The following is a 23,835-nucleotide window of genomic DNA, read 5'->3' on the forward strand; positions in this document are numbered from 1 at the left end:
AGTAAGAACCCGCAATGACCAGCCAGCCCACCCTGCAGTCCGTGCCTGCCCTCGGTACGCGCCCGGCCTCCGGCTCCAACCCGAGCCGCGCCGAGGCCCGGGAGCAGCTTTCCAAGGCAACGTACGACCTCCTCGTCATCGGCGGCGGCATCCTGGGCATCTCCACCGCCTGGCACGCCGCGCAGTCCGGACTGCGGGTGGCGCTGGTCGACGCCGGTGACTTCGCCGGCGCCACCTCCTCCGCCTCCTCCAAGCTTCTCCACGGCGGTCTGCGCTACCTGCAGACCGGCGCGGTGAAGCTGGTGGCGGAGAACCACTTCGAGCGCCGTGCGGTCTCCCGCCAGGTGGCCCCCCACCTGGCGAACCCGCTCACGTTCTACCTCCCCGTGTACAAGGGCGGGCCGCACGGCGCGGCGAAGCTCGGAGCGGGCGTCTTCGCCTACTCCGCCCTGTCGGCCTTCGGTGACGGAGTGGGCCACCTGATGAGCCCCTCCAAGGCCGCCCAGGACGTGCCCGAGCTGCGCACCGACAACCTCAAGGCCGTGGCCGTGTACGGCGACGACCAGATGAACGACTCCCGCATGGCCCTCATGACGGTCCGCGCGGCCGTCGAGTCGGGTGCCGCGGTCCTGAACCACACCGAGGTCACGGGCCTGCGCTTCACCCGGGGCCGGGTGACGGGCGCGGAGCTGCGGGACCGGCTGTCCGGCGACGAGTTCGGCGTCGACGCCCGTCTGGTGCTGAACGCGACCGGCCCGTGGGTGGACCACCTGCGCCGTATGGAGGACCCGAATGCCGCGCCGTCGATCCGTCTCTCGAAGGGCGCGCATCTGGTCCTGAAGCGGACCTCGCCGTGGAAGGCCGCGCTGGCGACCCCCATCGACAAGTACCGCATCACCTTCGCGCTCCCGTGGGAGGACATGCTCCTGCTCGGCACCACCGACGAGGAGTACGAGGGCGACCCGGCGGACGTCTCGGTCACCGAGAAGGACACGGCCCAGATCCTCGACGAGGCCGCGTTCTCCATACGCGACCAGCAGCTCTCCCGTGACCTGATCACGTACTCCTTCGCCGGTCTGCGGGTGCTGCCGGGCGGCCCCGGCGACACCTCGAAGGCCAAGCGCGAGACCGTCGTCACGGAAGGCCGCGGCGGGATGCTGTCCGTCGCGGGCGGCAAGTGGACCACCTTCCGGCACATCGGCCGTACGGTCATGAAGAAGCTGGAGTCGCTGCCCGGCCACCCGCTGGGCGAGGACTTCGAGCCGATCTCCGAACTGCCGAAGAAGATGCCGCTCCCCGGCGTCGCCAACCCGCGCGCCGTCGCGCACCGCCTCCTGGTGGACGGCCCGGCGCCCGGCCCGCGCATGGCCGCCGACACGGCCAGGCATCTGGCCACCCACTACGGCTCGCTGGCCTTCGACATCGCCCGGCTGGCGAACGAGACCCCCGAGCTCGGCGAGCGCGTCCACCCGGACGCCCCGGAGATCTGGGCGCAGGTAGTCTACGCCCGGGACAACGAGTGGGCCGAGACGGCGGACGACGTGCTGCGCCGCCGTACGACGCTGACGATCCGCGGTCTCGCCACGGACGACGTCCGCGGCAAGGTGCAGGACCTGCTCGACAACAAGTAGGCGCCCGCGGTCATGTGAGGGGCGGCTCCCACGGGGGGTGCCGCCCCTCACGCATGTGCCGGGCGGCTCCCACGGGGGGTGCCGCCCCTCACGCATGTGCCGGGCGGCTCCCACAAGGGGTGCCGCCCTCACGTATGGGCCGGCGCGGCGCGGCCGGGCGCTCCTGCGGTGCCAGTCACCTGGACACTCTCTGTCCAGCCCTCTGAACCCCCATACTGTCCGATGAGACATCGGATGTCTGAGGGGACATCCCGAGTGACAGGGAGGCCCCGCCATGGCAGTCACCGACGAGGCGATCGAGAAGATCAAGGGAATGATCGTCTCCGGCGCGCTGCGTCCCGGCGACCGGCTCCCCAAGGAGAGCGAACTGGCGGCCGAACTCGGGCTGTCCCGCAACTCCCTGCGGGAGGCCGTCCGCGCCCTGTCTCTCATCCGCATCCTGGACGTGCGCCAGGGCGACGGCACGTACGTCACGAGTCTGGACCCGCAACTCCTCCTGGAGGCGCTGAGCTTCGTCGTCGACTTCCACCGCGACGACACGGTCCTGGAGTTCCTCGCCGTGCGGCGCATTCTGGAGCCCGCGGCCACCGCGCTGGCGGCCGCCCGCATCAGCGAGCAGCAACTGGACGCGCTCTCCTCGCAGTTGGACGAGCTCGGCGCGGAACCGTCCGTGGAGGATCTCGTCGCCTGCGATCTGGAGTTCCACCGGGGCATCGCGCTGGCCTCGGGCAACTCGGTGCTGTGCTCCCTTCTCGAGAGTCTGTCGGGACCCACCACCCGGGCCCGCGTCTGGCGGGGCCTGACCCAGGAGGACGCGGTCGGCCGTACCCTGCACGAGCACCGCGCCATCCTGTCCGCCCTGCGCGACCGGGACGCGGAGGCGGCCCGGTCCTGGGCGACGGTGCACATCGCGAGTGTGGAGCAGTGGCTCAGATCCACGCTCTAGCAGCGAGCCGGGACCCGGCGCGGGCACCGGGCTCGTTCCTGCGTGGGCCCCGTCCCTCACGGGTGTTTCGGGCCGTCCCTGAACATCGGATCTCTCCCGGTCGTCCGATCTATGGCGCGGACGCGGGGCAATGTCCGCGGTCCGCGGGCAAGTTGACCGTGGACAGCTCGGATGACTACGGGTGGCCCCGAGGTGGCCGTCACGCGTGTTTCCGGGCCCCCGACGGGGCAGTGATCCGTTCACTCCCCCGTGCAAGGGGGCTGCGGAGGTCCCCTCGGCACGCCGTAAGGTTGAGGCGTACGCGAGGGCACATCGGAAGGAGGCGCTGGGTGATCGAGCTGGAGGGGGTTCCCGAGCTGATCGACCCAGTCATGGTGGCCGCGTTCGAAGGCTGGAACGACGCCGGCGACGCCGCCTCCACCGCGGTCGCGCATCTGGACAGGGAATGGAAGGGCGAGGTCTTCGCGGCACTGGACGCCGAGGACTACTACGACTTCCAGGTGAACCGCCCCACCGTGTGGCTGGACGGTGGGGTACGCAAGATCACCTGGCCGACCACCCGTCTGTCGGTGGTCCGGGTCGGCGGCGAGAAGCCACGCGATCTCGTGCTGGTCCGGGGCATAGAGCCGTCGATGCGCTGGCGCTCGTTCTGCAACGAGCTGCTCGGTTTCGCGCACGAACTGGGCGTGGAGCTGGTGGTGATCATGGGCGCGCTGCTCGGTGACACCCCGCACACCCGTCCCGTGCCGGTCAGCGGGGTCACCTCCGACGCCGACCTGGCCCGCACGATGGACCTGGAGGAGACCAAGTACGAGGGCCCGACGGGCATCGTCGGCATCCTCCAGGAAGCCTGCACGCACGCGGGCGTACCGGCCGTGTCGCTGTGGGCGGCCGTACCGCACTACGTGTCGCAGCCGCCCAACCCGAAGGCGACCCTGGCGCTGCTCAACCGCCTCGAGGACCTCATCGACCTGCGCATTCCGCTGGGCGAGCTGCCCGAGGACGCGCGGGCCTGGCAGCTGGGCGTCGACCAGCTGGCCGCCGAGGACAGCGAAGTCGCCGAGTATGTGCAGACGCTGGAGGAGGCCCGGGACACCGCCGAGCTGCCGGAGGCGTCCGGCGAGGCGATCGCCCGGGAGTTCGAGCGTTATCTGCGCCGCAGGGACGGCGGCGGTCCGGCGACGGGCGCCGGGAGCCACGCGACGGAGAGCGGTGAGCCGACCTCGTACCTCCGTGACACCCCCGGCGGCCGTACGCGGCCGCCGATGGCACAGCGCCCCGAGTCCGACTCGGGGCAGGACGCCGGATCGGACGGGGAGTCGCGCAAGGAGCCGGAGACGGACGAGGCCACCGACGGCGCCGGCCCGGACGTCCGGGCCGGCGAGTCCGGCCCCCAGGACTCCAGGGGCTCCAAGGGCTCCTCAGGCGCCGCGAAGGCGCCGGGTTCCACGGATACATCGGATCCTTCCGGCTCCTCCAGCCCCTCCAGCCCCTCCGACGCGTCGGACCCCTCCGAGGACTGAGCCGAAAGGGGCGGTGCGCACGGAGCGCGCCGTCCCTCGGCCGCCGGGCCGCCGGGAGATGTCCGGCGCCGGGGCTCTCATCGATCGCCCTTCCGCGCCCGCTGTTCCGGTTCGCACGGTGAAGCCGCCGGTGCGGTGAAGCCGCCGTCCGCGGGGGACCGGGCGTGCGCGTACGGCGGGCCGGCGGCGGTGACGCTCCCGGCCTGATTCCCGTCGGACGGAGAGAACCGGTCGGCCGACGCCCTCACGCCGGGAGGTCCTGCCGTCGGGCCGCGCCGTCCGGCCGTACCACCCCTCCCGGCACATCTCTCGCGGCGAGCAGCCCGCGGCCTGCGGAACAGCGGTGCGCGCGGCGCCCGGCCACGGGGGGCCCGGTCCGACCGGTCCAAGGGTCAACAGCCGCTGGCGTCCCATCACTTGACATGCGTCTCCGCAACGTTTGGCCGGATTGCGGCGTGACATCTGTTTCAGGACGGATTGCACAGGGTTCCCCATTCAACTTGTTTTCAAACCAAGTTGGCGAAGACGGGGTGGACGCGGCGCCGTGGGCGTGCCAGGTTGTGCCCCGAAGGCGCCGCCCGGCAACGGGACATGGCACACGGCGCCGCGCCGGAGGACGGCGCACGGCACGGCAGAGCACACGCATCGACCGGCACACGCATGGACCGGCACCCGCAGGGATCGAAGGGAGCGGCACGCGATGACCGACCAGGTACAGCCGGCGCAGGGCCCGGGAACGTCCGGGCCCGGGCCCGACGGAGCGGGATTCACCTATCGAGGAGCCGAGCAGGAGCTGATCGTCGTCGCACGTCCGGAGGCCCGGCTGCGTGCCCGGGCCGAGGGCGTCCGCTCGGCGGCGGGCGCCGACGTCTCGGCCCTCAACATGTTCCTCAGCGACGAACAGCTCGCCCTGGAGCCGCTGTTCGGCAGCGAGGAGCGACTCCAGCAGTCCGCGGTGGTGGGCACCGAGAACGGGCCGGACCTCGCGCTCTTCTACCGGGTGCGCGGCGTGGAGAGCCGCGCCCAGGAGCTGCGCGCACGGATCGCGGCACTGCCGGAGATCGACACGGCGTATGTGAAGCCGGGTGCCGTTCCCGCCTCGACGGGGTCGGCCGCTTGGACCGGCCAGAGCGCCGACGACGGCCAGCGGCTCAAGGAAGGGGCGCCCGTCACCCCCGACTTCACCAGCCGGCAGGGGTACTTGCGTCCGGCGCCCGAGGGCATCGACGCCTACTGGGCCTGGCAGCGGCCGGGCGGTTCGGGCCGGAGCGTCACGGTGATCGACGTGGAGGGCGCCTGGCAGCTCGGTCACGAGGATCTGGCCTCGAAACTCGCCGGCGTCGTCGTCGGCACCCCTGTCACCGACATCGCCTGGCGCAACCACGGCACCGCCGTCATCGGGGTGATCGGCGGCGACCGCAACGAGCACGGGATCACCGGAATCGCGCCGGACGCCGTGACCGCGGCCGCGTCCTTCCAGGGCATCGGAACGGCCGCCGCGATCCACGCGGCGGCGGAACGGCTGAGCCCCGGCGACATCATCCTGGTCGAACTGCACGCCCCGGGGCCCCGGTTCGACTTCGAGGAGCGCGACACCCAGGAGGGCTACATCGCGCTCGAGTGGTGGCCCGACAACTTCGCGGCCGTCCAGTACGCCACCGCCCGGGGCATCCTCGTGGTGGCGGCCGCCGGCAACGGCGCCGAGTCGCTCGACGACGCGGTGTACGAACGCCGCCCTTCGGAGTTCCCCGAGTGGTGGCGCAACCCCTTCAACCCCTCCAACCAGTCCTCCGGGGCGATCCTGGTCGGCGCGGGCGCACCGCCGCCCGGCACGCACGGCCGCGACCACGGCCCGGACCGTTCACGACTCGCGTTCTCCAACTACGGGGCCCGCGTGGACGCGCAGGGCTGGGGACGTGAGGTCACGACCACCGGCGGCTTCTGGGACCGGCCCGGCGATCTGCAGGGCGGCGCCGAGGAGATCGTCTGGTACACGGACACGTTCTCCGGGACCTCTTCCGCCTCCCCGGTGGTGGTCGGTGCCCTGGCCGCGCTGCAAGGCATGCTCAAGGCGGCGGGCCAGGCACCGATGTCCTCGGAACGTGCGCGCGCGGTGCTGCGGGCCACGGGTTCCCCGCAGCAGGACGCGCCGGGCCGGCCCGCTTCCCAGCGGATCGGCAACCGGCCGGACATCAAGGCGGCGGTCACCCGGCTGCTGCCGGAGGCGGTCGGCTCGGGCCAGGCCGAACGGTATTGGGACGAGCTGCTGCCGTATCCGCGCGAACTCCCGCCGAGGCTCCGGCTGTACGTGTCCGGTGCCTGGCGCAACCTCAACGACCCGTCCCCCGAGATCCGTCAGGCGGTGCACTCCGCCTTCGCGGGGGGACGGCCCGATGTAAGGGTCTGGTTCTCGGACGAAGAGATCGTCGGCCTGGTCGTCACGGGCTGAGGACCTGGTCCTCCCGGACCGCAACGGAACGCAACGGAACGCAACCAACCATTGATGGAAGGTGGCACCCCGCATGAGCACGATCCCCCAGATGAGCCAGCAGGGACAGCAGGGCCTTCAGCAGGGCGGCCTTCAGCAGGGACAGCAGGGCCCCAGCACGGCTCCCCCGCAGCACCTCGGGATGCAGCAGCAGTACGGACCGCAGCAGTTCGGACCGCAGCAGGGCATGAGCCAGCAGCCTTTCGACGCGCAGGCGCAGCAGCCGTACGGGCCGCAGGGCATCGGTCAGCAGATGCAGCAGATGCAGCAGCCGTACCTCCAGCAGGGCGTCGGTCAGCAGGGCATCGGTCAGCAGGACATCGGCCGGCAGATCCCGCAGCACCAGATCCCGCAGCAGCACATTCCGCCGCACCTCCAGCAGCAGCTCCAGCATCTGGGCCAGCAGCAGCCTTTCCAGCAGCTTCTCCAGCAGCTCGGCGGGCAGCAGACCCAGCAGCCGGGACAGCCGCTCGTGCTGCCGAGCGCCGTCGAGCGTGCGGCACTCGTGAGCGGAGTCGCCACGAAGTTCTGGGACGTCGTCACCCCGCTCCCGGGGCAGCCGTCGATCCTCTACCTGTTCATCGACAACGCCTGGCGTCAGCTCGTGAACCCGAACCAGGTCACGCATGACGAGGTCCAGGAGGCCTTCGCCTTCGGGCAGCAGGTCATCGGGATCTACGACTCGGGCACCAACACCCTCCAGGCCGTGATCGTGAACCGGCAGTAGCAGCGGCGGATCGCTCCACGCACAGGGCGCCGGGCGGATCACTCCGCCCGGCGCCCGACTGTGCACGGCGACCGGTTACAGCGCCACGCCCATGAGGGCGTCGACGGCCCGCGACACGACACCGGGGGCGCCCTCGTCCGTTCCGCCCGTCTCGTGCTGGAGCGCGGCCCAGCGGTCGACCGCGGCGAGCGCGGCCGGTGCGTCGAGGTCCTCGGCGAGCGCGGCGCGGATCTCGTCGACGAGGGCGTCGGCGGACGGCCCGTCGGGCCGGGACACCGCGGCCCGCCAGTTCTCCAGGCGCGCGACGGCCTCTTCGAGGACGGCGTCCGTCCACTCCCAGTCGGCCCGGTAGTGGTGCGCGAGCAGCGCGAGGCGGATGGCGGCCGGGTCGACCCCGTCGTGCCGCAGCCGGGACACGAAGACGAGGTTGCCCTTGGACTTCGACATCTTCTCGCCGTGCAGCGCGACCATGCCGGCGTGGACGTACGCCTTGGCCATGGGGAACTCGCCGGTCAGCACCTGGGCGTGCGAGGCCCCCATCTCGTGGTGCGGGAAGGCGAGGTCGGAACCGCCGCCCTGGACGTCGAAGCCCATCCCCAGGTGGTCGAGGGCGATGGCGACGCACTCGATGTGCCAGCCGGGCCGGCCGCGGCCCAGTGAGCCGCCGTCCCAGCTCGGCTCGCCCTCGCGGGCGGCCATCCAAAGCATCGGGTCGAGGGGGTTCTTCTTCCCGGCCCGGTCCGGGTCGCCGCCCCGCTCCGCGGAGAGCAGGCGCATCGTCGCGGCGTCCAGGTGGGACACCTTGCCGAAGTCGGGGTCCGACTCGACGGAGAAGTACACGTCGCCGTCGAGCTCGTACGCCGCTCCGGCGTCCCGCAGCCGCTCGACGAGCGGCACGATGCCGGGTATCGCCTCGACGGCGCCTATGTAGTGGCGCGGCGGCAGCATCCGCAGGGCGGTCATGTCCTCACGGAAGAGGGCGGTCTCCTTCTCGGCGAGTCCCACCCAGTCGACGCCGTCGCGCTCGGCCCGCTCCAGCAGCGGGTCGTCGATGTCCGTGACGTTCTGGACGTAATGAACCTGCCGCTTGGTGTCGAGCCACACGCGCTGCACGAGGTCGAACGCGTTGTAGGTCGCCGCGTGACCCAGATGGGTCGCGTCGTACGGCGTGATGCCGCAGACGTAGATACGGGCGACGGGACCGGGGTCGAGGGTGATGAACCCACCGGTCGCGGTGTCGTGGATCCGGAGGTCGCGGCCCTCGCCAGGCAGGGCGGGGACCTCAGAAGCGGGCCAGGCATACATGTCATGAGACTAACCGGACGGAACTTCCGTATACGAACCGGCCAGCACCTTATGGCCGGGAAGGCCCTCTTGCGCGGCCCTCCGTGTTGTGCAGATCTGCGGACGAGCCCTACACCGGCGGCCAGGGGATCGCGGGCCATTCCCCGCTCGGCTCCGGGTGCTTGCCCGAAGCGAGCATCGCCTCGACCCGCGCGCGCGTGGCGTCGATCTCGACGGCGGTGACGAGTTCGGCCAAGCGGGTGGCCAGCGGTGCGCCCGGCGCCAGACCGTCGCGCAGGGAGGTGAGGACGTCCAGTGCCTCGGGCGTCAGCGGTTCCCCGGCCCAGCCCCACAGCAGCGTGCGCAGCTTGTTCTCGGCGTTGAAGGTGACCCCGTGGTCGATGCCGTAGAGGCGGCCCTCCTCCGCGGGCAGCAGATGGCCGCCCTTGCGGTCCGCGTTGTTGATCACGGCGTCGAGGACCGCGAGCCGCCGCAGCCGGGCGTCGTCGGCGTGCACGAGCAGTGCCGTCCCGCCCTCACCGACCTCGGCGAAGCCGATCGCCTTCCAGCCCTCGGCCGGCTCCTCACCCTCCACGAGCGCGAGCAGCCCGTCCCCGTCCCGCTCGGCCGAGGACTCGATCCACAGCTGGCACATGCCCTCGCCGTACGGCCCGTCGCGCAGCACGGTGGTGGGGACGAGCCCCCAGCCGGTCGCCTCGGAGACCTCGTACGCGGCGACCTCGCGCTGTGCGAGCGTGCCGTCGGGGAAGTCCCACAGAGGCCGCTCGCCCGCGACGGGCTTGTAGACGCAGAGCGCCTCGCGGCCCTCGTACGACACGGAGCAGTACAGCACCGCGTTCGAGGCCTCACGGATCTGCCCGCGGACCTTCAGCTCGCCCCGGGCGAGCAGCTCGGCGGTCGTCACGCTCCGCGGCGGTATCCGTTCTGGCGCGGACATACGTGTCCTTCCGGGTCGAGCGGGAGACTGCACAGCGGGCAGGGCGGCCGGCCGGCGTTGACGACCTCGAGTGCGCGCTTGGCGAAGGCCCGGGCCTGCGCGCCGGTGAGCCGGACCCGGAGCATCGGCGGACCGTTCTCCTCGTCCTGGAGCAGCCGCTCCTCGGCCTCCGCGAGGTCCTCGTCGGACTCGGCCTCGAGTTCCACGAGCGCCTGCGCCTCGACGATCATGCGCTGCTCGTCACCGTCCCAGGCCAGCGCCATGGTGCCGACCCGGAACTCCTCCTCCACGGGTGCGTCGAGGGGTGCGGTGTCGGACACCTCGGTGGGGGCCATCGCCGGGACCGGGGCGCTGCCGCCGGTCCGCCGGACGACCTCGTCGAGGAGCTCGTCCATCCGCTCGGCGAGCGCGGCGACCTGGGTCTTCTCCAGGGCCACGCTGGTCACCCGGGGGCCTGAGGACGCCTGCAGGAAGAAGGTACGGCGCCCGGGCAACCCGACCGTACCGGCCACGAAGCGGTCCGGGGGGTCGTAGAGGAACACCTGACGGGACACGTCCTGTCTCCATTGAATCGGCATGGGGACCGGCTGACTGCGCCGGCCCTCATCGGCTGCTGAGAACTCGCTGACAACTACTGTGCTGGTTCGACCGCTTCACCCTACTGCGGCCGACGATCACGGTGCGCCCGCACCGCCCCCGACCGGAGCGTCGCCGCTCGGGGGTTCCTCGCGCGGCGCGAGGGACGCGAAATCACCGGTGTCCCCGAGACGCACGAGAAAGGGCCTCAACCGGGTGTAACGGATCGCGGTGATGGAACACGGTTCGACAGAGATCCGTTGAAAGAGGTCCAGATGAAGTCCGAGTGCGTCGGCGACGAGCGACTTGATGATGTCGCCGTGCGAACACATCAGGTAGACCGCGTCGCTCCCGTGGTCGCGCTCCACGCGCGCGTTCCACTCGCGCACGGCCTCGGCGGCCCGGGTCTGCATGGCCCGCATCGATTCGCCGCCAGGGAACGCGGCCGCGGACGGATGCGCCTGGACGACCTCCATCAGCGGCTCGTCCTTGAGTTCGGCGAGCTTGCGGCCCGACCAGTCGCCGTAGTGGGCCTCTCCGATGCGCTCCTCGGTGTGCGCCGGGACCTCGGGGCGGGCCTCCAGCAGCGGCTGGACGGTCTCCTGGCAGCGCTGGAGAGGGCTGGTGACGACCTCGGCGATCGGCAGCCCGGCGAGCCGCCCGGGCAGGGCCGCGGCCTGCTGGGTGCCGCGCTCGTCGAGGGTCACGCCGGGCGTCCAGCCGGCGAGCAGTCCCGCGGTGTTGGCGGTGGAGCGTCCGTGCCGGACGAGGATCAGGGTGGGCATGCGGCCCAGCGTAAACGGACGGCTCGCGGAGCCGGCGGGCCCTGGGGAAAGCGGTGCCCGGAGTGCGGCCGGACCGGAACGACGGGAGAATGCGCTCCGTGATCGTCGACTGTGCCATCTACCGTGCCGGACGGCGGACGGAGGGCCCCGACGACCTCTCCGACGCCCTGGCCCAGTGCCGCGCCGGGGGCGACTCCTTCGTGTGGATCGGCCTGCACGAGCCCACGGAGAAGGAGTTCGACCTGGTCACGGAGGAGTTCGGGCTGCATCCACTGGCGGTCGAGGACGCGCTCAAGGCCCATCAGCGCCCCAAGCTGGAGGTGTACGAGGACTCGCTCTTCATGGTCCTCAAGCCGGTGTCGTACGAGCCGGAGAGCGATGCCGTCACCTCCGGTGAGGTCATGGTCTTCGTCGGCAACTCGTTCGTGGTGACCGTACGGCACGGCGAGGAGTCGCCCCTCGCGGCGGTCCGGCAGCGTCTGGAGTCCGACCCCGAGACACTGCAGCACGGGCCGACGGCGGTCCTCTACTCGATCGCGGACGCCACCGTGGACCACTACCTGGAGGTGGCGACCGAGCTCGGCACCGACCTGGAGGAGCTGGAGGCGGAGGTCTTCTCGCCGCAGCTCGGCGGCGGGCGGACCACCGCGTCGCGGATCTACGCCTTCAAGCGGCAGGTGCAGGAGTTCCGCAGGGCCACGGTCCCGCTGGCGGTGCCGCTGGCCCGGCTCTCGGGCTCGGGCCTCGCCTCGACGGCCGTGCCGTTCGTGAATGGCAGGGCGCAGCCCTTCTTCCGCGACGTCAACGACCACCTGCTGCGGGTCAACGAGTCCGTGGAGGGCCTGGACCGGCTGGTGTCCGACATCCTCTCGGCGCACCTGGCGCAGATGAGCGTGCGGCAGAACGACGACATGCGGAAGATCTCCGCGTGGGCGGCCATGGCGGCCGTCCCGACGATGATCGCCGGGATCTACGGAATGAACTTCGACCACATGCCCGAGCTGCACTGGGTGTGGTCGTATCCGGTGGTGATCGCGTGCTTGGTCGTGCTGGAGTTCGGACTGTTCCGGCTCTTCAAGCGGCGGGGCTGGCTGTAGTCCGCTCGCGTACGGGGCCGCCCGGGTGCCGGTGCGCCCGGGCGCCGATCCGGGCGGCCGGGCGCGTACGGGACCGTCCTGACGGCGGCCGGCGGCCGGGTGCGGGTGGAGGCCGGGTGCGGTCAGGCGAATTCCGGTGCTGCCGTGGCGGGGCCGTCCAGCGCGCCGCGCCGTTCGGGCATCTTCAGGGAGACCATCCGGCGCCAGCCCGCGGCCCGCTCGTAGGCGTAGACGGCGTGGATGCCCGCGGCGAGGACCGCGGCCCTGGCCCTGGACCAGCCGAGGATGCGGCCCATGTGGGCCATCACGGCGAGGCTGACGTCCCGGTAGATGCGGATCTCGGCGAGGGCGCACTCGCGCAGGGTCCGCTGGATGGCGCGGCCGTGACCGGCGTACGCGAAGCGCAGCAGTTCCTCGTGGCAATAGGCGAGGTGGTTGTCCTCGTCGGCCGAGATCATCTTCACCGCGCGGCCGATCTCGGGATGGTCGGCGAAGTATTTGCGCAGCAGGTCCATCTGCTCGGAGGCGCGCTGTTCGGTGACCCGGCTGTGCGCGAGATAGGTGACGATGTCCTGCACGGTGAGCGGCTGGTGGTCCCTGAGCTTCTCGTGCGCCAGACCGATGCCGTACCGCTCCAGGAGCATGGTGTAGTCGGTGTCGGGCGGGACCTCGACCGGTTCGAGGCCGCGCTTCTTCATGAGGGCGTTGAAGATCCGCCCGTGCTTGTCCTCGTCGGCGCCGTGCCGGGCGATCCTGGGGGCGAGCCCGTGTTCGCTCGCCGGGACCAGCGCGGCGATCCGGGCGTTCTCCCAGCCCCCCTGCGACTCCCCGCTGGCGGCGATGGAACAGAAGAGCCGGTACGACTCGTCGTTGTCGAGAATCTCCTGGAACAGACTCTTGGCGGAAAGCATCTCTGACACCTCTCTGCAGGGTTGTGCAGAAAACGAGTCAAATGGGATGTCCGCGACCCGGCAACCGATGTGTCGGACAAATCCGCCAAACGATGGACGACGAAGCGGGCCCGAGCGCGTAACCAAGGGACCGTCGACGCGTTGTTCCCCGTGACGGCCGTGGCGGGGAAGACCCCCGAGCCCCCACCACGGCCGCAGAACTTCTCCGGCGCGGTTACGCGAGTCCGGCCCGCTCCAGGGCGTCGGAGCCGGCCCGCAGCGAGGCGATCCGGTCCTCCAGCGTGAAGCCCGCGGGTGCCAGCGTGAGCGTGGTGACCCCGGCCGCCGCGTAGGCCGTCATCCGGTCGGCGATGCGGTCCACCGAGCCGAGCAGGGTCGTCTGGTCGATCAGCGCGTGCGGGACGGCGGCCGCGGCGCCCTCCTTGTCGCCGGACAGGTACTTGTCCTGGATCTCGGCGGCTTCCTTCTCGTAGCCCATGCGCTGGGCGAGCTGGTTGTAGAAGTTCTGCTTGCGGCTGCCCATGCCGCCGACGTACAGCGCGGTGTACGGGCGGAACATGTCGGCGAGCGCCGTGACGTCCTTGTCGTCGCCGAGGGCGAGCGGAAGGGTCGGGCAGACGTCGAAGCCCTCCAACGTCTTGCCGGCCTTCTCCCGGCCCGCGCGCAGGTAGGTGATCGCGGTGTCCTCGAGGTGCTCGGCCGAGGGGAAGATGAGCAGCGCGCCGTCGGCGATCTCGCCGGTCTGCTCCAGGTTCTTGGGGCCGATCGCGGCGACGTAGAGCGGGATGTGCTCGCGCTCCGGGTGCACGGTCAGCTTCAGCGGCTTGCCCGGACCGCCCGGCAGCGGGAGGGTCCAGTGCTCGCCCTCGAACGACAGCCGCTCGCGCGTCATCGCCTTGCGCACGATCTCCACGTACTCGCGGGTGCGGGCCAGCGGCTTGTCGAACTTGACGCCGTACCAGCCCTCGGAGACCTGCGGCCCGGAGACCCCGAGGCCGAGGCGGAAACGGCCGCCCGACAGCGAGTCGAGGGTCGCGGCGGTCATCGCGGTCATCGCGGGCTGCCGGGCCGGGATCTGGAAGATGGCCGAACCGACGTCGATGCGTTCGGTCTGGGCGGCGACCCAGCTGAGCACGGTGGCCGCGTCGGAGCCGTAGGCCTCGGCGGCCCAGCAGACGGCGTATCCGAGCCGGTCGGCCTCCTGGGCGACGGCGAGATTGTCCCCGTCCATTCCCGCGCCCCAGTAGCCGAGGTTGATGCCGAGCTGCATGGCCGATTCCCCTTACCGATCAGTAACGTCCCTTTGTCCGAGACCCTAGCGTGCGTGCGTCCCGGGCGGGGAGCGGCAGGTTCGCCTTCTCGGCGGGGGCGCGGGGTGCTGCCGCGCCGCCCGGCGCGGCCCCTCGCGTCCACCCGTGTACGCGGCTCCCGGCCTCCGTCCGGCGCCACCGGTCGCCACGTGCGGCAATCCATGGGATTTCCGTTGTCCACAGGCCCCCACGCGGCCGGTGCCGGACAGTAATCTCGGCGTTCATGGAGCAGAGGCATCTCGGCCGTACCGGCCTGCGTGTGTCCCGGATCGGACTCGGCACCCTGACATGGGGGCGGGACACCGACGAGCATGACGCCGCGGACCTCTTGAAGACGTTCTGGGAAGCGGGCGGGACCCTCGTCGACACCGCGGACGTGTACAGCGACGGGGAGGCCGAGTACCTCCTCGGACGCCTCATGGAAGGGCTCGTGCCGCGCCGGGACCTGGTCATCTCGACGAAGGCGGGGAGTGTGCGCGACCCGGACCGCCGCTTCGACGGCTCGCGCAGCCACCTGCTGTCGGCCCTGGACGCCTCGCTCGCCCGCCTGGGCACGGACTACGTGGACGTGTGGCACGTCCACGCCTACGACCCCGACACGCCCCTGGAAGAGACCCTCCAGGCCCTCGACCTGGCTGTCAGCAGCGGCCGCGCGCGCTATGCGGGCGTGTCCAACTTCTGCGGCTGGCAGCTCGCCAAGGCCGCCACCTGGCAGCTCGCGGCGCCCGGTATACGCACCCGCCTGGCCAGTACGCAGATGGAGTACTCCCTGCTCCAGCGCGGCATCGAGCGGGAGGTGCTGCCGGCCGCCCGCGACCTGGGCATCGGTCTGCTGCCGTCCTCGCCGCTTGGGCGCGGTGTGCTCACCGGCAAGTACCGCGGCGGGACGCCCGCCGACTCCCGTGGCGGCTCGGACCATCTCGCGCCCTTCGTGGCGCCGTATCTCGACGAGACGGCGAGCAGCATCGTGGAGGCGGTGACGACCGCGGCGGACGGTCTCGCCGTGACGGCGCTCCAGGTGGCGCTCGCCTGGGTCCGCGACCGGCCCGGGGTCAGCGCCCCCATCGTCGGCGCGCGCAACGCGCAGCAGCTCACGGCCGCATTGTCAGTGGAGAGCCTTAGTCTTCCTGACGAGATCTGCCGGGCGCTCGACGACGTGTCGGCCCCGGTGCACCACTATCCCGATCACGACTGGAGCACGCTGTGAGCACGGAGCCCGAGACCACGGAGGAAGCGGAGCCGGGGGCGCCGGGCGCGGGCACGGCCGCCGACGCCCCGGAGAGCACGGGCGAGGACGTGGGCCACACGGACGCGCACTCCGGGGGCGCGGACGCCTCCGAGGACGAGGACGAGGGCACGGACGCAGGCGAGGGCACGGACGCGGGCGAGGACGCTGAGGCCGCCGCCGGTACGGAGGCCGTCGCGGGGACCGAATCCCCCGAAGGCGCCGCCCAGCTGTCCGAGGCGGCCGCCGAGCTGGCGGCCCAGCGGCTGGAGCGGGAGCGGATCGAGCGGCGGAAGGCCGAGAAGCAGGCGCCGATCGCGGCCGGGGCCAAGCTCAGCGGCACGGCCGCGGAACTCCTCGCGGCCGTGCGGGCCGTGGAGAGCGGCGAGAAGCCCGTGGCCAGCGCCTTCCGTGAGCCCGAGCCCGCGCCGCGCAGGGCCGCGCAGGAGCCTGTCCGGCGACCGCAGCCCGTGGCCGCACCGGCCGCACCGGTGCCGACCACCGCGCCCGAAGCCGTCGGGGCCGTCCGCGCCGTGCTGACCGAGGGCGGCGCGCCCGAAGGGCTCGCGGCTCAGGTCGTCGCGGCCCTGGGCGAAGGCGCCGACGAGCAACTGCGCGAGGACCCCTGGCAGTTGCTGCGGGTCACCGGAGTGCGGCCCGAGCAGGCCGACGGGTTCGCCCGGGCGCTGCTCGGCGCGGAGTGCGGGCCGGACGACGAGCGTCGTGGTCTGGCGCTGACCGTGTGGCTCCTGGAGCAGGCGGCCGTCGCCGGGCACACCGCCCTGGACGCCCCGGCGCTCACCGTGGCGCTCTCCCAGCGTTCGGTGCCGGACCCGGCCGCGGCCGTGCAGAGCGCTCTCGCCGAGGGCGAGGCCCTGGTCTTCCAGGACGCGCTGGACACGCCTCCCGCGGCGCCGCAGGACGACACGGACGAGCCGCAGGAGCGCCCGGTGCGCGTCCTGATCGGCCTGGAGCGGTACGCGCTGGCCGAGGAGAGCCTCGCCGACGGACTCGCCCGGGTGATGAACTCGGTGCCGAAGGAGGACGGCTCGGCCGCCGAGTGGGAGCAGGCCGCGGCCGCCGCCCCCCGCTCCGCCGGGGAGCTGATCCGCGCGGCCGCCGCTCACGGGCTGGTGCTGCACACCGGCGGCGACGCCTCCCGGTCGGAGACGGCGGCTCTGCTGCACGCGGCGCGTGCGCTCGGCCTGCGCGGCTGGGCCGCCACGCACACCAGCGGCGGCCGCGACGGCTTCACGGCCGAACTGGCCCGGCACGACCTGCCGGACGGCCCCGCGGACGGCGCGGCGACCGGCGTCACCACCGTCGACGGACTCCTCTCCGGCACCGAGGGCCCGGGCCGGGACGCGGACGGTGCCCTGGACCTGGACGTCCTGGTCGTCCTCGACACGCCCCAGCTCGACGTGGAGACGGCGGCGATGCTCGCCGAGTCGCTGCCGGACGGTGCGCGCCTCGTGCTGAGCGGTGATCCGGGCGTGCTCTGGTCGGCGGGTCCCGGCCGGGTCTTCGCGGACCTGATCGCCGCCCGCGCCTGCCCGCAGGTGGCCTCGCGGACCCCTGACCCCGGGCCCATCGGCGAGCTGGTCTCCGGGGTCGGCATCGGCGAGCTCAACCAGGTCGAGGCGCCCGGCAAGGAAGTCGTGATCGTCCCGGTGCGCGACGCCGGCGAGGCGGTGCACCGGACCGTGCAGCTGGTCGCGGACTCGGTGCCCCGCGCGATCGGCATCCCGGCCGAACAGACGCAGGTGATCACCCCGGGACACGGCGGCGCGGTCGGCACCCGCGCGCTGAACACCGCGCTCAAGGAGCGGCTGAATCCCGGACCGGGCCGTTTCGGCGGCTTCGACCCGGGCGACCGTGTCGTCCACTCCCCCGCACCGGGCCGATCGGTGCCGGGCCACGTGGTGAAGGCCGACGCCGAGGGACTGCATCTGGAGTGCTCGGGCACCCCCGTCGTCGTACCGAAGGAGCGGGTGGAGGAGGCGGTGCGGCACGGCTGGGCGCTCACCGCGCACCAAGCGGTGGGTATGCGCTGGCCCGCCGCGGTCGTGGTGCTCCCGGGCGACGCCGCGGCGGCGCTGACGCGGCCGTGGGTCTACACGGCCTTCGGCCGGGCCGAGCGTCATCTCTCGGTCGTGCACGGGGTGGAGCAGGCCCTGCCGCACGCCGTGGCGGAGATCCCGCAGAAGCCGCGCACCACACGGCTGCCGGCCCTGCTGAAGGCGCAGACACCGACCGCGGGCTGATCACCGCCGGTGCCGCGCCGGCGGTGTGCGTGAAGACACGGGTGGCGGCCACCGCAAACGCGGTGGCCGCCACCCGTGTGAGCCCTTGGCGCCGGGCCTGCCTCAGTGATCCGCGTCCTGGGGGTCGGTCTGCCCGTCGGAGCCGAGGTCGTCCAGGTCGTCGTCGTCCGACTCGTCGTCGAAGACGGCGCTGACGTCGAAGCGGCAGACGACGCGCTGCGGGTCGATCGACTCGAAGGGTGCCTCCAGCCATTCCCCGGGATCGGCCGGTTCGTCCGCGGCGGTCACCCAGAGCGTGGAGTCGCCCTCCTCCAGCCCGAATTCCTTGTGCCGGGAAGCGATCTCGTCCGGCTCGAACTCGCCGAACAGGACCCCGAGCGCCCCGTGAACGGTGCCGGCCGCCGCGTCGAAGCCCTCGGTGGCGGTCGCGCCGTCCTCCTCCACGGCCTCCACCCGCTGAGCCTGCGCCAGCAGTCGCTGCGGCTCCACCACCGCGTAGTCCCGGCGGATCACCACGCTCAGCGCGTTCGGCTCCTCGGGTCCGGTGTACGGGGGCAGCGTGTCGTCACTCCCGGGAATCTCGAAGGGCGTGACCTCGTCGTAGCGGTCGTAGAGGAGCTCGTCGTACTCCTCGGCCGCCGCGGCGAGCTCGTTGAACGCCTCGTAGACGGCCGGGTCGTCGTCGCCCGTCCTGCGCTCGACCGCGGCCAGGTGGCGGTCGAGAGCGGTCTTGACCGCCTCGGCGGCGGCGCGTACCTCGGCAGCGGTGGGCTGCACAGCATCAGACATAGTGCAGACGCTATCCGTACAGGGGCTCTGCCCGCACAATAGATGCGATGCCGGAATACGAATTTGTCGACGTGTACGTGCCGCGCGGGGTCTCCCGCAAGGACACGACACGACTGCTCACGGACCATGCCGAGTACGGACACTGGGAGTTGGACCGCCTGAGCCTGCTGCGCGACGGGAGCCGCAGGGTGCGGATGCGCCGGAGAATCATTCGACAGGTACGCGCCACATGGTGACGGAAGTCCGCTGAACCGGAGCGGGCCCCGCCGTCGCGGGGCCCGCTCCGGCGCACATGCCACGGGGGAAGGTCGCGGCGCCTCGGTCACACCGGCGCCGCGCCATGATGACGCCTGCGCCGCCCCGGATCCTGCCCGCACCGAGCCGTGTCCGTGCCGTCACCCGTCCGCGTGATCATCGCACCGGTGCCGGCATCGGTCCGGCCGAGCGGCGCCGGGCCGGACCCGTGGTGTCAGGCCGCCGAACGCGACCGGCGGTAGAGCACGGCGCCGGCCAGGAGCGCGGCGGCTCCCGCCGGTACGACCGCGCCGAGCTCGCTGCCCGTGTGGGCGAGCTGGGCCGCGCCGCCCGGGGCGGTCTGCGCGACGGACCGCGATCCCAGTTGCTCGACCTGCGAGGCGGCGCCGCGGTGCTTGCCGCCGCCCGAGCCCGACGTCCCCGCCTGGCCGGGGTGTCCGGGCGTACCCGGGTTGCCGGCCTGGCCCGGGTGACCGGAGTCGCCCGGGTGGCCGGGGTTGCCCGGGTGGCCGGGGGTTCCGGGCTGGCCCGGGTGACCGGGAGTTCCGGGGTGACCTGGGTGGCCGGGAGTTCCGGGGTGACCGGGGTGGCCGGGAGTTCCGGGGTGGCCTGGGTGGCCGGGAGTTCCGGGGTGGCCTGGGTGGCTGCCGGGCGGGGTGGTGGAGTGACCGCCGCCGGACGCGCCGTTCGCGCAGCTGTCGCCCGCTGCCGCGTTGCCGATCCCCACGATGTTCACGCTGTTGCCGCAGGCATTGACCGGGACGTCGACCGGCACCTGTACGTGGTTGCCCGAGCCCACACCCGGCGAGTGAGCGGCGTGACCGCCGGCCCGGGAGCCGCCGCCCGAGTGGGAGCCCTTGCCGCCATGGCCGCCGGGCCTGCCGCCTCGGCCGCTGTGGTTGACGCATGTGTTGCCCATGGCGGGGTTGAGCACCCCGACCACGCTCACGGTGTTTCCGCAGGCGTTGACCGGCACGTGCACCGGCGCCTGCACCGTGTTGCCCGACAGCACGCCGGGCGAGTCCGACGCGAAGCCGTTCGCACCCGAGTCGGCGTGCGCGGAGACGCCGGTGACCGCGAGCACACCACTGGCCGCGGCCACGGTCATCAGGCCCTTGCGGGTGACCTGTCGCATAGCTGTATCCCTGCCTTAGTCCTTGGGACGTGGACCATCCGGAACACGCACACGCCCACGGGACGGGTGCGCGGGAAGCCGGTCGGCCCCGGAGCGCATGGCGCGCGCTCCGGGGCCGACGCGTTCAGACCCTCACGAAGCGACCCTCATGAGGTGACCCATGGGGGTGCCCCCGCACGGGACGAGGCACAACGTCAGTGGTTGACGCAGGTGTTGCCGAAGGCGGGGTTCAGCAGGCCGATCACGGAGACCGTGTTGCCGCAGACGTTCACCGGGATGTGAACAGGCGCCTGAATGACGTTGCCGGAGACGACGCCCGGAGAGTGCGTAGCGGCACCCTGGGCACCCGAATCGGCGACAGCCAGGCCCGCACCCGCGAGAACCAGACCACCAGTGGCAGCCGCAGCAGCGACGACCTTCTTGATCATTATTCCTCCTTGTTGGCAAACGCGATCCCCAAGCAGCGGATCGCAACACCTGTAACGAGGAGGGAGTACTAGAGCTATGGGCCTATGGTCACATTCACCCGTCCCGGGCGATCTCCGCACGCACGGGCGAATGTCGGCGTCAACCGCCCACAACTCCTCGGTTCCGCGTCAGGACGACCCGTCGGCGACGCGTCACGACGCGTCGATGAAACGGTCGAGTACGCGCACGCCGAACTGGAGCGCGTCGACCGGCACCCGCTCGTCGACACCGTGGAACATGCCCGCGAAGTCCAGCTCCGGCGGCAGCTTCAGCGGGGCGAAGCCGAAGCAGCGGATGCCGAGGTCGGCGAAGGACTTGGCGTCGGTGCCGGCCGAGAGCATGTACGGCACAGCGCGCGCGATCGGGTCCTCGGCGGACAGCGCGGTCTGCATGGCGTCGACGAGGGCACCGTCGAAGCCGGTCTCCAGGGCCTTGTCCGCGTGCACGTCCTCGCGCTTCACACGGGGGCCGAGGATGCGGTCGAGGTCGGCGAGGAACTCCTCCTCGTAGCCCGGCAGGTAGCGGCCGTCGACGTGGGCCGTGGCCTGCCCAGGAATCACGTTGACCTTGTAACCGGCGCCCAGCTGGGTCGGGTTGGCGGTGTTCTGCAGCGAGGCGCCGATGAGCTTGGCGATGCCGCCGAGCCTGGCGAGCGTCTCGTCCATGTTCTCCGGGTCGAGCTCGGTGCCGAGGGCGTCACCGAGCTCGTCGAGGAAGTGCCGCAGGGTCTTCGTCACGCGCACCGGGAACTTGTGCCGGCCGAGGCGCCCGACGGCCTCGGACAGCTCGGTGATCGCGTTGTCCTTGTGGATCATCGAACCGTGTCCGGCGGTGCCGTCCACGGTCAGCTTCATCCAGTGCATGCCCTTCTGCGCGGTCTCGACAAGGTACAGCCGCAGCTTCTCGTTGACCGTGAAGGAGAACCCGCCGACCTCGCCGATCGCCTCCGTGACGCCCTCGAAGAGGTCCGGGTGCTTGTCGACGAGGTGCCGGGCACCCCAGGTGCCGCCCGCCTCCTCGTCGGCGAGGAAGGCGAGGACGATGTCGCGCGGGGGCTTGCGGCCGGTGCGCATCCGCTCCCGTACGACCGCCAGCGTCATGGCGTCCATGTCCTTCATGTCGACCGCACCGCGGCCCCACACCATCCCGTCGGCGATCTCGCCGGAGAAGGGGTGGTGGGTCCAGTCCACCGCGTTGGCCGGTACGACATCGGTGTGACCGTGGATGAGCAGCGCGGGCCGCGAGGGGTCCTCGCCCTCGATGCGGGCCACCGTGGAGGCGCGCCCCTTGTGCGACTCGAAGATGCGTGGCTCGAGTCCGACCTCGGCGAGCTTCTCGGCGACGTACTCCGCGGCCTTGCGCTCACCCGGGCCCGAGTGGTCCCCGTAGTTGCTGGTGTCGATCCGGATCAGCTCACGACAGAGGTCCACAACCTCGTCCTCGCCCGTGACGCTCCTGGTCGTGCCGCTCTCGCTCACGCTGCTTCCTCCCGCTGTCGCCGCTGGTGGTCCCCCTCATCCTCTCTCCGACCCCCTCTCCTCCCCAAGGCAGGACCCGGCCCGTCACACGCCGTTCACGCGGCGACGGGGGTGATCGGGGGCCCTCGAAAGCCTGGTAATGTTTCCTCTGTCGCCGCGAGGGAAACCCGCGCGACAGACACCTTGTCCGGGTGGCGGAATGGCAGACGCGCTAGCTTGAGGTGCTAGTGCCCTTTATCGGGCGTGGGGGTTCAAGTCCCCCCTCGGACACCAGCTGAGACCCCACTTCGTGTGGGGTTTTCTGCGTTTCCGGACCGCGGCGCGACCGGCCACAGGATACCCCCGGTACCCCCGAGCGGCCCTCATCGGTCCCGCCCTCCCCATGCGGCGATGCCCGCTCCCCCGATCTCCGAAGCACGATCCGCAATCTTCGAAACTTTCGAAGAATTGGCCTTCTGTTTGATCTTGACCGGTGCGCAGCGGACGATCTATCTCACCCGAAGAGACCATGGACCAGCTCTGAACAGGCAGAATGCCAGCTGCAGAGTTGCCAGCTTGGACGAATGTTTCGGCTTCGCAGCCGAAAGTATTGACAGTTGACAGGGCCAGATCAACACTAATCGCGATTCACAGAGCTCAATCCCGGCCGTGTCGCGCGATGTTCGCGCGGTCGCCGTCACGCCTGTTCCGCGACCTCGCGAAGCCCCTCCAGAACCGTGTCACGCCCCCCGGCCCCCACCGGTCTCACGAGAACGAGGAGGAAACACGCACATGATCGACGCACCCGCACGCCCGTCGAGCCGCGCCAGCGGCCCCTTCGGGGCGCTCCGTCACTTCCGGCTGCTCATCAGCGGTGTCTGCACCATGCTGCTGGTCGCCGTGGCCGCGCTGACCCTGCCCGGCACCGCCCACGCCGACACGGTCGTCACCTCGAACCAGACCGGCACCAACAACGGCTACTACTACTCGTTCTGGACCGACTCACCGGGCACGGTCTCGATGAACCTGGGCTCCAGCGGCAACTACAGCACCTCCTGGAGCAACACCGGGAACTTCGTCGCGGGCAAGGGCTGGAGCAACGGCGGACGCAGGAGTGTGACCTACTCGGGCACCTTCAACCCGTCCGGCAACGCCTACCTGGCTCTCTACGGGTGGACGTCGAACCCGCTCGTGGAGTACTACATCGTCGACAACTGGGGCACCTACCGGCCCACCGGAACGTTCAAGGGCACGGTCACCAGCGACGGCGGTACGTACGACATCTACAAGACGACGCGGATCAACGCCCCCTCCGTCGAGGGCACGCGCACCTTCGACCAGTACTGGAGCGTCCGGCAGTCGAAGAGGACGGGTGGAACCATCACCACCGGCAACCACTTCGACGCCTGGGCCCGCGCCGGAATGCCCCTGGGCAGCTTCAACTACTACATGATCCTCGCCACCGAGGGATACCAGAGCAGCGGGAACTCCAACATCACGGTGGGTGACACCGGTTCGGGCGGCGGTGGTGGCGGCGGTGGCGGTGGCGGCGGGTGCACCGCGGCCCTGTCCGCCGGACAGCAGTGGAACGACCGCTACAACCTCAACGTCGCGGTCACCGGCTCCAGCAACTGGACCGTCACGCTCAACGTCCCCTCCCCCGCGAAGGTCCTCTCCACCTGGAACACCAGCGCCTCCTATCCCAGCGCCCAGGTACTGACCGCCAAACCCAACGGCAACGGCAACACCTTCGGGGTCACCATCCAGCCCAACGGCAACTGGACCTGGCCGACGGTCTCCTGCAGCACGAACTGACCCGGCGGGAACACGCGGAGGAACAGCGCGTCCGTGGTGCTCCACCTGGAACGGCGAGGGCCGCGACCATGAGGTCGCGGCCCTCGCTCATTGTGATCGGTGCGTTACGGGCAGATGTGGGGCAGATCTCGTCACGTTGACATACCCCCACGTCAGAGCGCCGGAATCAAGGGTTCCGATGCACCCGGAGC

Annotated in this window: 20 protein-coding genes and 1 tRNA gene; 11 read left to right on the top strand and 10 right to left on the bottom strand. The window is 71.4% G+C overall.

What is annotated here, in order from left to right; genetic code table 11:
* Nucleotides 1–14 precede the first annotated feature (14 nt).
* From ACWD68_RS24815 to ACWD68_RS24835, 5 genes are all read left to right on the top strand, one after another.
* A complete protein-coding gene (locus ACWD68_RS24815) occupies nucleotides 15–1,631 on the top strand; it encodes an FAD-dependent oxidoreductase (RefSeq protein ID WP_451808637.1) in 1,617 nt (538 codons plus the stop codon).
* Nucleotides 1,632–1,905: 274 nt separating this feature from the next.
* Nucleotides 1,906–2,577, top strand: a complete 672-nt coding sequence (locus ACWD68_RS24820) for a FadR/GntR family transcriptional regulator (RefSeq protein WP_451808638.1) — start codon at nucleotides 1,906–1,908, stop codon at nucleotides 2,575–2,577.
* Between the two features lie 329 nt (nucleotides 2,578–2,906).
* Nucleotides 2,907–4,100, top strand: coding sequence for a PAC2 family protein (locus ACWD68_RS24825; RefSeq protein WP_451808639.1), 1,194 nt, complete (start codon nucleotides 2,907–2,909; stop codon nucleotides 4,098–4,100).
* A gap of 700 nt (nucleotides 4,101–4,800) precedes the next feature.
* The gene (locus ACWD68_RS24830) at nucleotides 4,801–6,549 is read left to right on the top strand and encodes a S8 family peptidase (protein WP_451808640.1); all 1,749 of its coding nucleotides are present in this window, start codon (nucleotides 4,801–4,803) and stop codon (nucleotides 6,547–6,549) included.
* A gap of 73 nt (nucleotides 6,550–6,622) precedes the next feature.
* Nucleotides 6,623–7,315, top strand: a complete 693-nt coding sequence (locus ACWD68_RS24835) for a hypothetical protein (RefSeq protein WP_451808641.1) — start codon at nucleotides 6,623–6,625, stop codon at nucleotides 7,313–7,315.
* 75 nt (nucleotides 7,316–7,390) lie between these two features.
* Here the strand turns inward: ACWD68_RS24835 and mshC are convergent, their stop codons facing one another.
* From mshC to ACWD68_RS24855, 4 genes are all read right to left on the bottom strand, one after another.
* Nucleotides 7,391–8,620, bottom strand: coding sequence for a cysteine--1-D-myo-inosityl 2-amino-2-deoxy-alpha-D-glucopyranoside ligase (mshC, locus tag ACWD68_RS24840; RefSeq protein ID WP_451808642.1), 1,230 nt, complete (start codon nucleotides 8,618–8,620; stop codon nucleotides 7,391–7,393).
* Nucleotides 8,621–8,729: 109 nt separating this feature from the next.
* The gene (locus ACWD68_RS24845) at nucleotides 8,730–9,557 is read right to left on the bottom strand and encodes an SCO1664 family protein (protein ID WP_451808643.1); all 828 of its coding nucleotides are present in this window, start codon (nucleotides 9,555–9,557) and stop codon (nucleotides 8,730–8,732) included.
* A complete protein-coding gene (locus ACWD68_RS24850) occupies nucleotides 9,521–10,111 on the bottom strand; it encodes a DUF3090 domain-containing protein (protein WP_451808644.1) in 591 nt (196 codons plus the stop codon). Before ACWD68_RS24850 ends, ACWD68_RS24845 begins: the two co-directional genes overlap by 37 nt.
* Nucleotides 10,112–10,231: 120 nt before the next feature.
* Entirely contained in the window at nucleotides 10,232–10,918 is a 687-nt protein-coding gene (locus ACWD68_RS24855) for a histidine phosphatase family protein (RefSeq protein ID WP_451808645.1), read from the bottom strand.
* A gap of 98 nt (nucleotides 10,919–11,016) precedes the next feature.
* On the opposite strand from ACWD68_RS24855, the gene corA reads away from it, so the two are divergent.
* A complete protein-coding gene (gene corA / locus ACWD68_RS24860; RefSeq protein ID WP_451808646.1) occupies nucleotides 11,017–12,015 on the top strand; it encodes a magnesium/cobalt transporter CorA in 999 nt (332 codons plus the stop codon).
* Nucleotides 12,016–12,137: 122 nt separating this feature from the next.
* Here the strand turns inward: corA and ACWD68_RS24865 are convergent, their stop codons facing one another.
* Both ACWD68_RS24865 and ACWD68_RS24870 read right to left on the bottom strand, forming a co-directional pair.
* Nucleotides 12,138–12,926 carry a ferritin-like domain-containing protein gene (locus ACWD68_RS24865; RefSeq protein ID WP_451808647.1) on the bottom strand — a complete coding sequence of 263 codons (789 nt, stop codon included), beginning with the start codon at nucleotides 12,924–12,926 and terminating at the stop codon, nucleotides 12,138–12,140.
* A 214-nt stretch (nucleotides 12,927–13,140) separates the two neighbouring features.
* Nucleotides 13,141–14,196 (bottom strand): LLM class F420-dependent oxidoreductase, encoded by a 1,056-nt coding sequence (locus tag ACWD68_RS24870; RefSeq protein ID WP_451808648.1) that lies wholly within the window; start codon nucleotides 14,194–14,196, stop codon nucleotides 13,141–13,143.
* A gap of 263 nt (nucleotides 14,197–14,459) precedes the next feature.
* Between ACWD68_RS24870 and ACWD68_RS24875 the strand changes: the two genes are divergently transcribed.
* Together ACWD68_RS24875 and ACWD68_RS24880 are read left to right on the top strand one after the other, a co-directional pair.
* Complete coding sequence (locus ACWD68_RS24875; RefSeq protein WP_451808649.1) at nucleotides 14,460–15,443, top strand: aldo/keto reductase; 984 nt, start codon at nucleotides 14,460–14,462, stop codon at nucleotides 15,441–15,443.
* Nucleotides 15,440–17,725, top strand: coding sequence for a helix-hairpin-helix domain-containing protein (locus tag ACWD68_RS24880; RefSeq protein ID WP_451808650.1), 2,286 nt, complete (start codon nucleotides 15,440–15,442; stop codon nucleotides 17,723–17,725). Before ACWD68_RS24875 ends, ACWD68_RS24880 begins: the two co-directional genes overlap by 4 nt.
* Before the next feature lie 102 nt (nucleotides 17,726–17,827).
* Here the strand turns inward: ACWD68_RS24880 and ACWD68_RS24885 are convergent, their stop codons facing one another.
* Nucleotides 17,828–18,514 (bottom strand): hypothetical protein, encoded by a 687-nt coding sequence (locus ACWD68_RS24885; protein WP_451808651.1) that lies wholly within the window; start codon nucleotides 18,512–18,514, stop codon nucleotides 17,828–17,830.
* Nucleotides 18,515–18,561: 47 nt separating this feature from the next.
* Between ACWD68_RS24885 and ACWD68_RS24890 the strand changes: the two genes are divergently transcribed.
* Complete coding sequence (locus ACWD68_RS24890) at nucleotides 18,562–18,750, top strand: DUF5703 family protein (protein ID WP_451808652.1); 189 nt, start codon at nucleotides 18,562–18,564, stop codon at nucleotides 18,748–18,750.
* 233 nt (nucleotides 18,751–18,983) lie between these two features.
* On the opposite strand, the gene ACWD68_RS24895 is transcribed toward ACWD68_RS24890, so the two are convergent.
* From ACWD68_RS24895 to ACWD68_RS24905, 3 genes are all read right to left on the bottom strand, one after another.
* A complete protein-coding gene (locus tag ACWD68_RS24895; RefSeq protein WP_451808653.1) occupies nucleotides 18,984–19,904 on the bottom strand; it encodes a chaplin family protein in 921 nt (306 codons plus the stop codon).
* 194 nt (nucleotides 19,905–20,098) lie between these two features.
* The gene (chpH, locus tag ACWD68_RS24900; protein WP_451808654.1) at nucleotides 20,099–20,332 is read right to left on the bottom strand and encodes a chaplin ChpH; all 234 of its coding nucleotides are present in this window, start codon (nucleotides 20,330–20,332) and stop codon (nucleotides 20,099–20,101) included.
* Nucleotides 20,333–20,524: 192 nt separating this feature from the next.
* Entirely contained in the window at nucleotides 20,525–21,850 is a 1,326-nt protein-coding gene (locus ACWD68_RS24905; RefSeq protein WP_451808655.1) for a M20/M25/M40 family metallo-hydrolase, read from the bottom strand.
* A gap of 185 nt (nucleotides 21,851–22,035) precedes the next feature.
* On the opposite strand from ACWD68_RS24905, the gene ACWD68_RS24910 reads away from it, so the two are divergent.
* Together ACWD68_RS24910 and ACWD68_RS24915 are read left to right on the top strand one after the other, a co-directional pair.
* Nucleotides 22,036–22,123: transfer RNA gene (locus tag ACWD68_RS24910), tRNA-Leu, on the top strand.
* A gap of 498 nt (nucleotides 22,124–22,621) precedes the next feature.
* The gene (locus ACWD68_RS24915) at nucleotides 22,622–23,644 is read left to right on the top strand and encodes a glycoside hydrolase family 11 protein (protein WP_451808656.1); all 1,023 of its coding nucleotides are present in this window, start codon (nucleotides 22,622–22,624) and stop codon (nucleotides 23,642–23,644) included.
* Nucleotides 23,645–23,835 lie beyond the last annotated feature (191 nt).

It is taken from the genome of Streptomyces sp. NPDC005141 (assembly GCF_053599975.1).

What these genes read in the sequence shown, in the direction of transcription:
- ACWD68_RS24915 (WP_451808656.1), top strand. Translation starts at nt 22,622, where the DNA reads ATGATCGACGCACCCGCACGCCCGTCGAGCCGCGCCAGCGGCCCCTTC.
- ACWD68_RS24885 (WP_451808651.1), bottom strand. Translation starts at nt 18,514, where the DNA reads ATGTCTGATGCTGTGCAGCCCACCGCTGCCGAGGTACGCGCCGCCGCC.
- ACWD68_RS24820 (WP_451808638.1), top strand. Translation starts at nt 1,906, where the DNA reads ATGGCAGTCACCGACGAGGCGATCGAGAAGATCAAGGGAATGATCGTC.
- ACWD68_RS24895 (WP_451808653.1), bottom strand. Translation starts at nt 19,904, where the DNA reads ATGCGACAGGTCACCCGCAAGGGCCTGATGACCGTGGCCGCGGCCAGT.
- ACWD68_RS24830 (WP_451808640.1), top strand. Translation starts at nt 4,801, where the DNA reads ATGACCGACCAGGTACAGCCGGCGCAGGGCCCGGGAACGTCCGGGCCC.
- mshC (WP_451808642.1), bottom strand. Translation starts at nt 8,620, where the DNA reads ATGTATGCCTGGCCCGCTTCTGAGGTCCCCGCCCTGCCTGGCGAGGGC.
- ACWD68_RS24870 (WP_451808648.1), bottom strand. Translation starts at nt 14,196, where the DNA reads ATGCAGCTCGGCATCAACCTCGGCTACTGGGGCGCGGGAATGGACGGG.
- ACWD68_RS24890 (WP_451808652.1), top strand. Translation starts at nt 18,562, where the DNA reads ATGCCGGAATACGAATTTGTCGACGTGTACGTGCCGCGCGGGGTCTCC.
- ACWD68_RS24875 (WP_451808649.1), top strand. Translation starts at nt 14,460, where the DNA reads ATGGAGCAGAGGCATCTCGGCCGTACCGGCCTGCGTGTGTCCCGGATC.
- ACWD68_RS24855 (WP_451808645.1), bottom strand. Translation starts at nt 10,918, where the DNA reads ATGCCCACCCTGATCCTCGTCCGGCACGGACGCTCCACCGCCAACACC.
- ACWD68_RS24865 (WP_451808647.1), bottom strand. Translation starts at nt 12,926, where the DNA reads ATGCTTTCCGCCAAGAGTCTGTTCCAGGAGATTCTCGACAACGACGAG.
- chpH (WP_451808654.1), bottom strand. Translation starts at nt 20,332, where the DNA reads ATGATCAAGAAGGTCGTCGCTGCTGCGGCTGCCACTGGTGGTCTGGTT.
- ACWD68_RS24815 (WP_451808637.1), top strand. Translation starts at nt 15, where the DNA reads ATGACCAGCCAGCCCACCCTGCAGTCCGTGCCTGCCCTCGGTACGCGC.
- ACWD68_RS24835 (WP_451808641.1), top strand. Translation starts at nt 6,623, where the DNA reads ATGAGCACGATCCCCCAGATGAGCCAGCAGGGACAGCAGGGCCTTCAG.
- ACWD68_RS24845 (WP_451808643.1), bottom strand. Translation starts at nt 9,557, where the DNA reads ATGTCCGCGCCAGAACGGATACCGCCGCGGAGCGTGACGACCGCCGAG.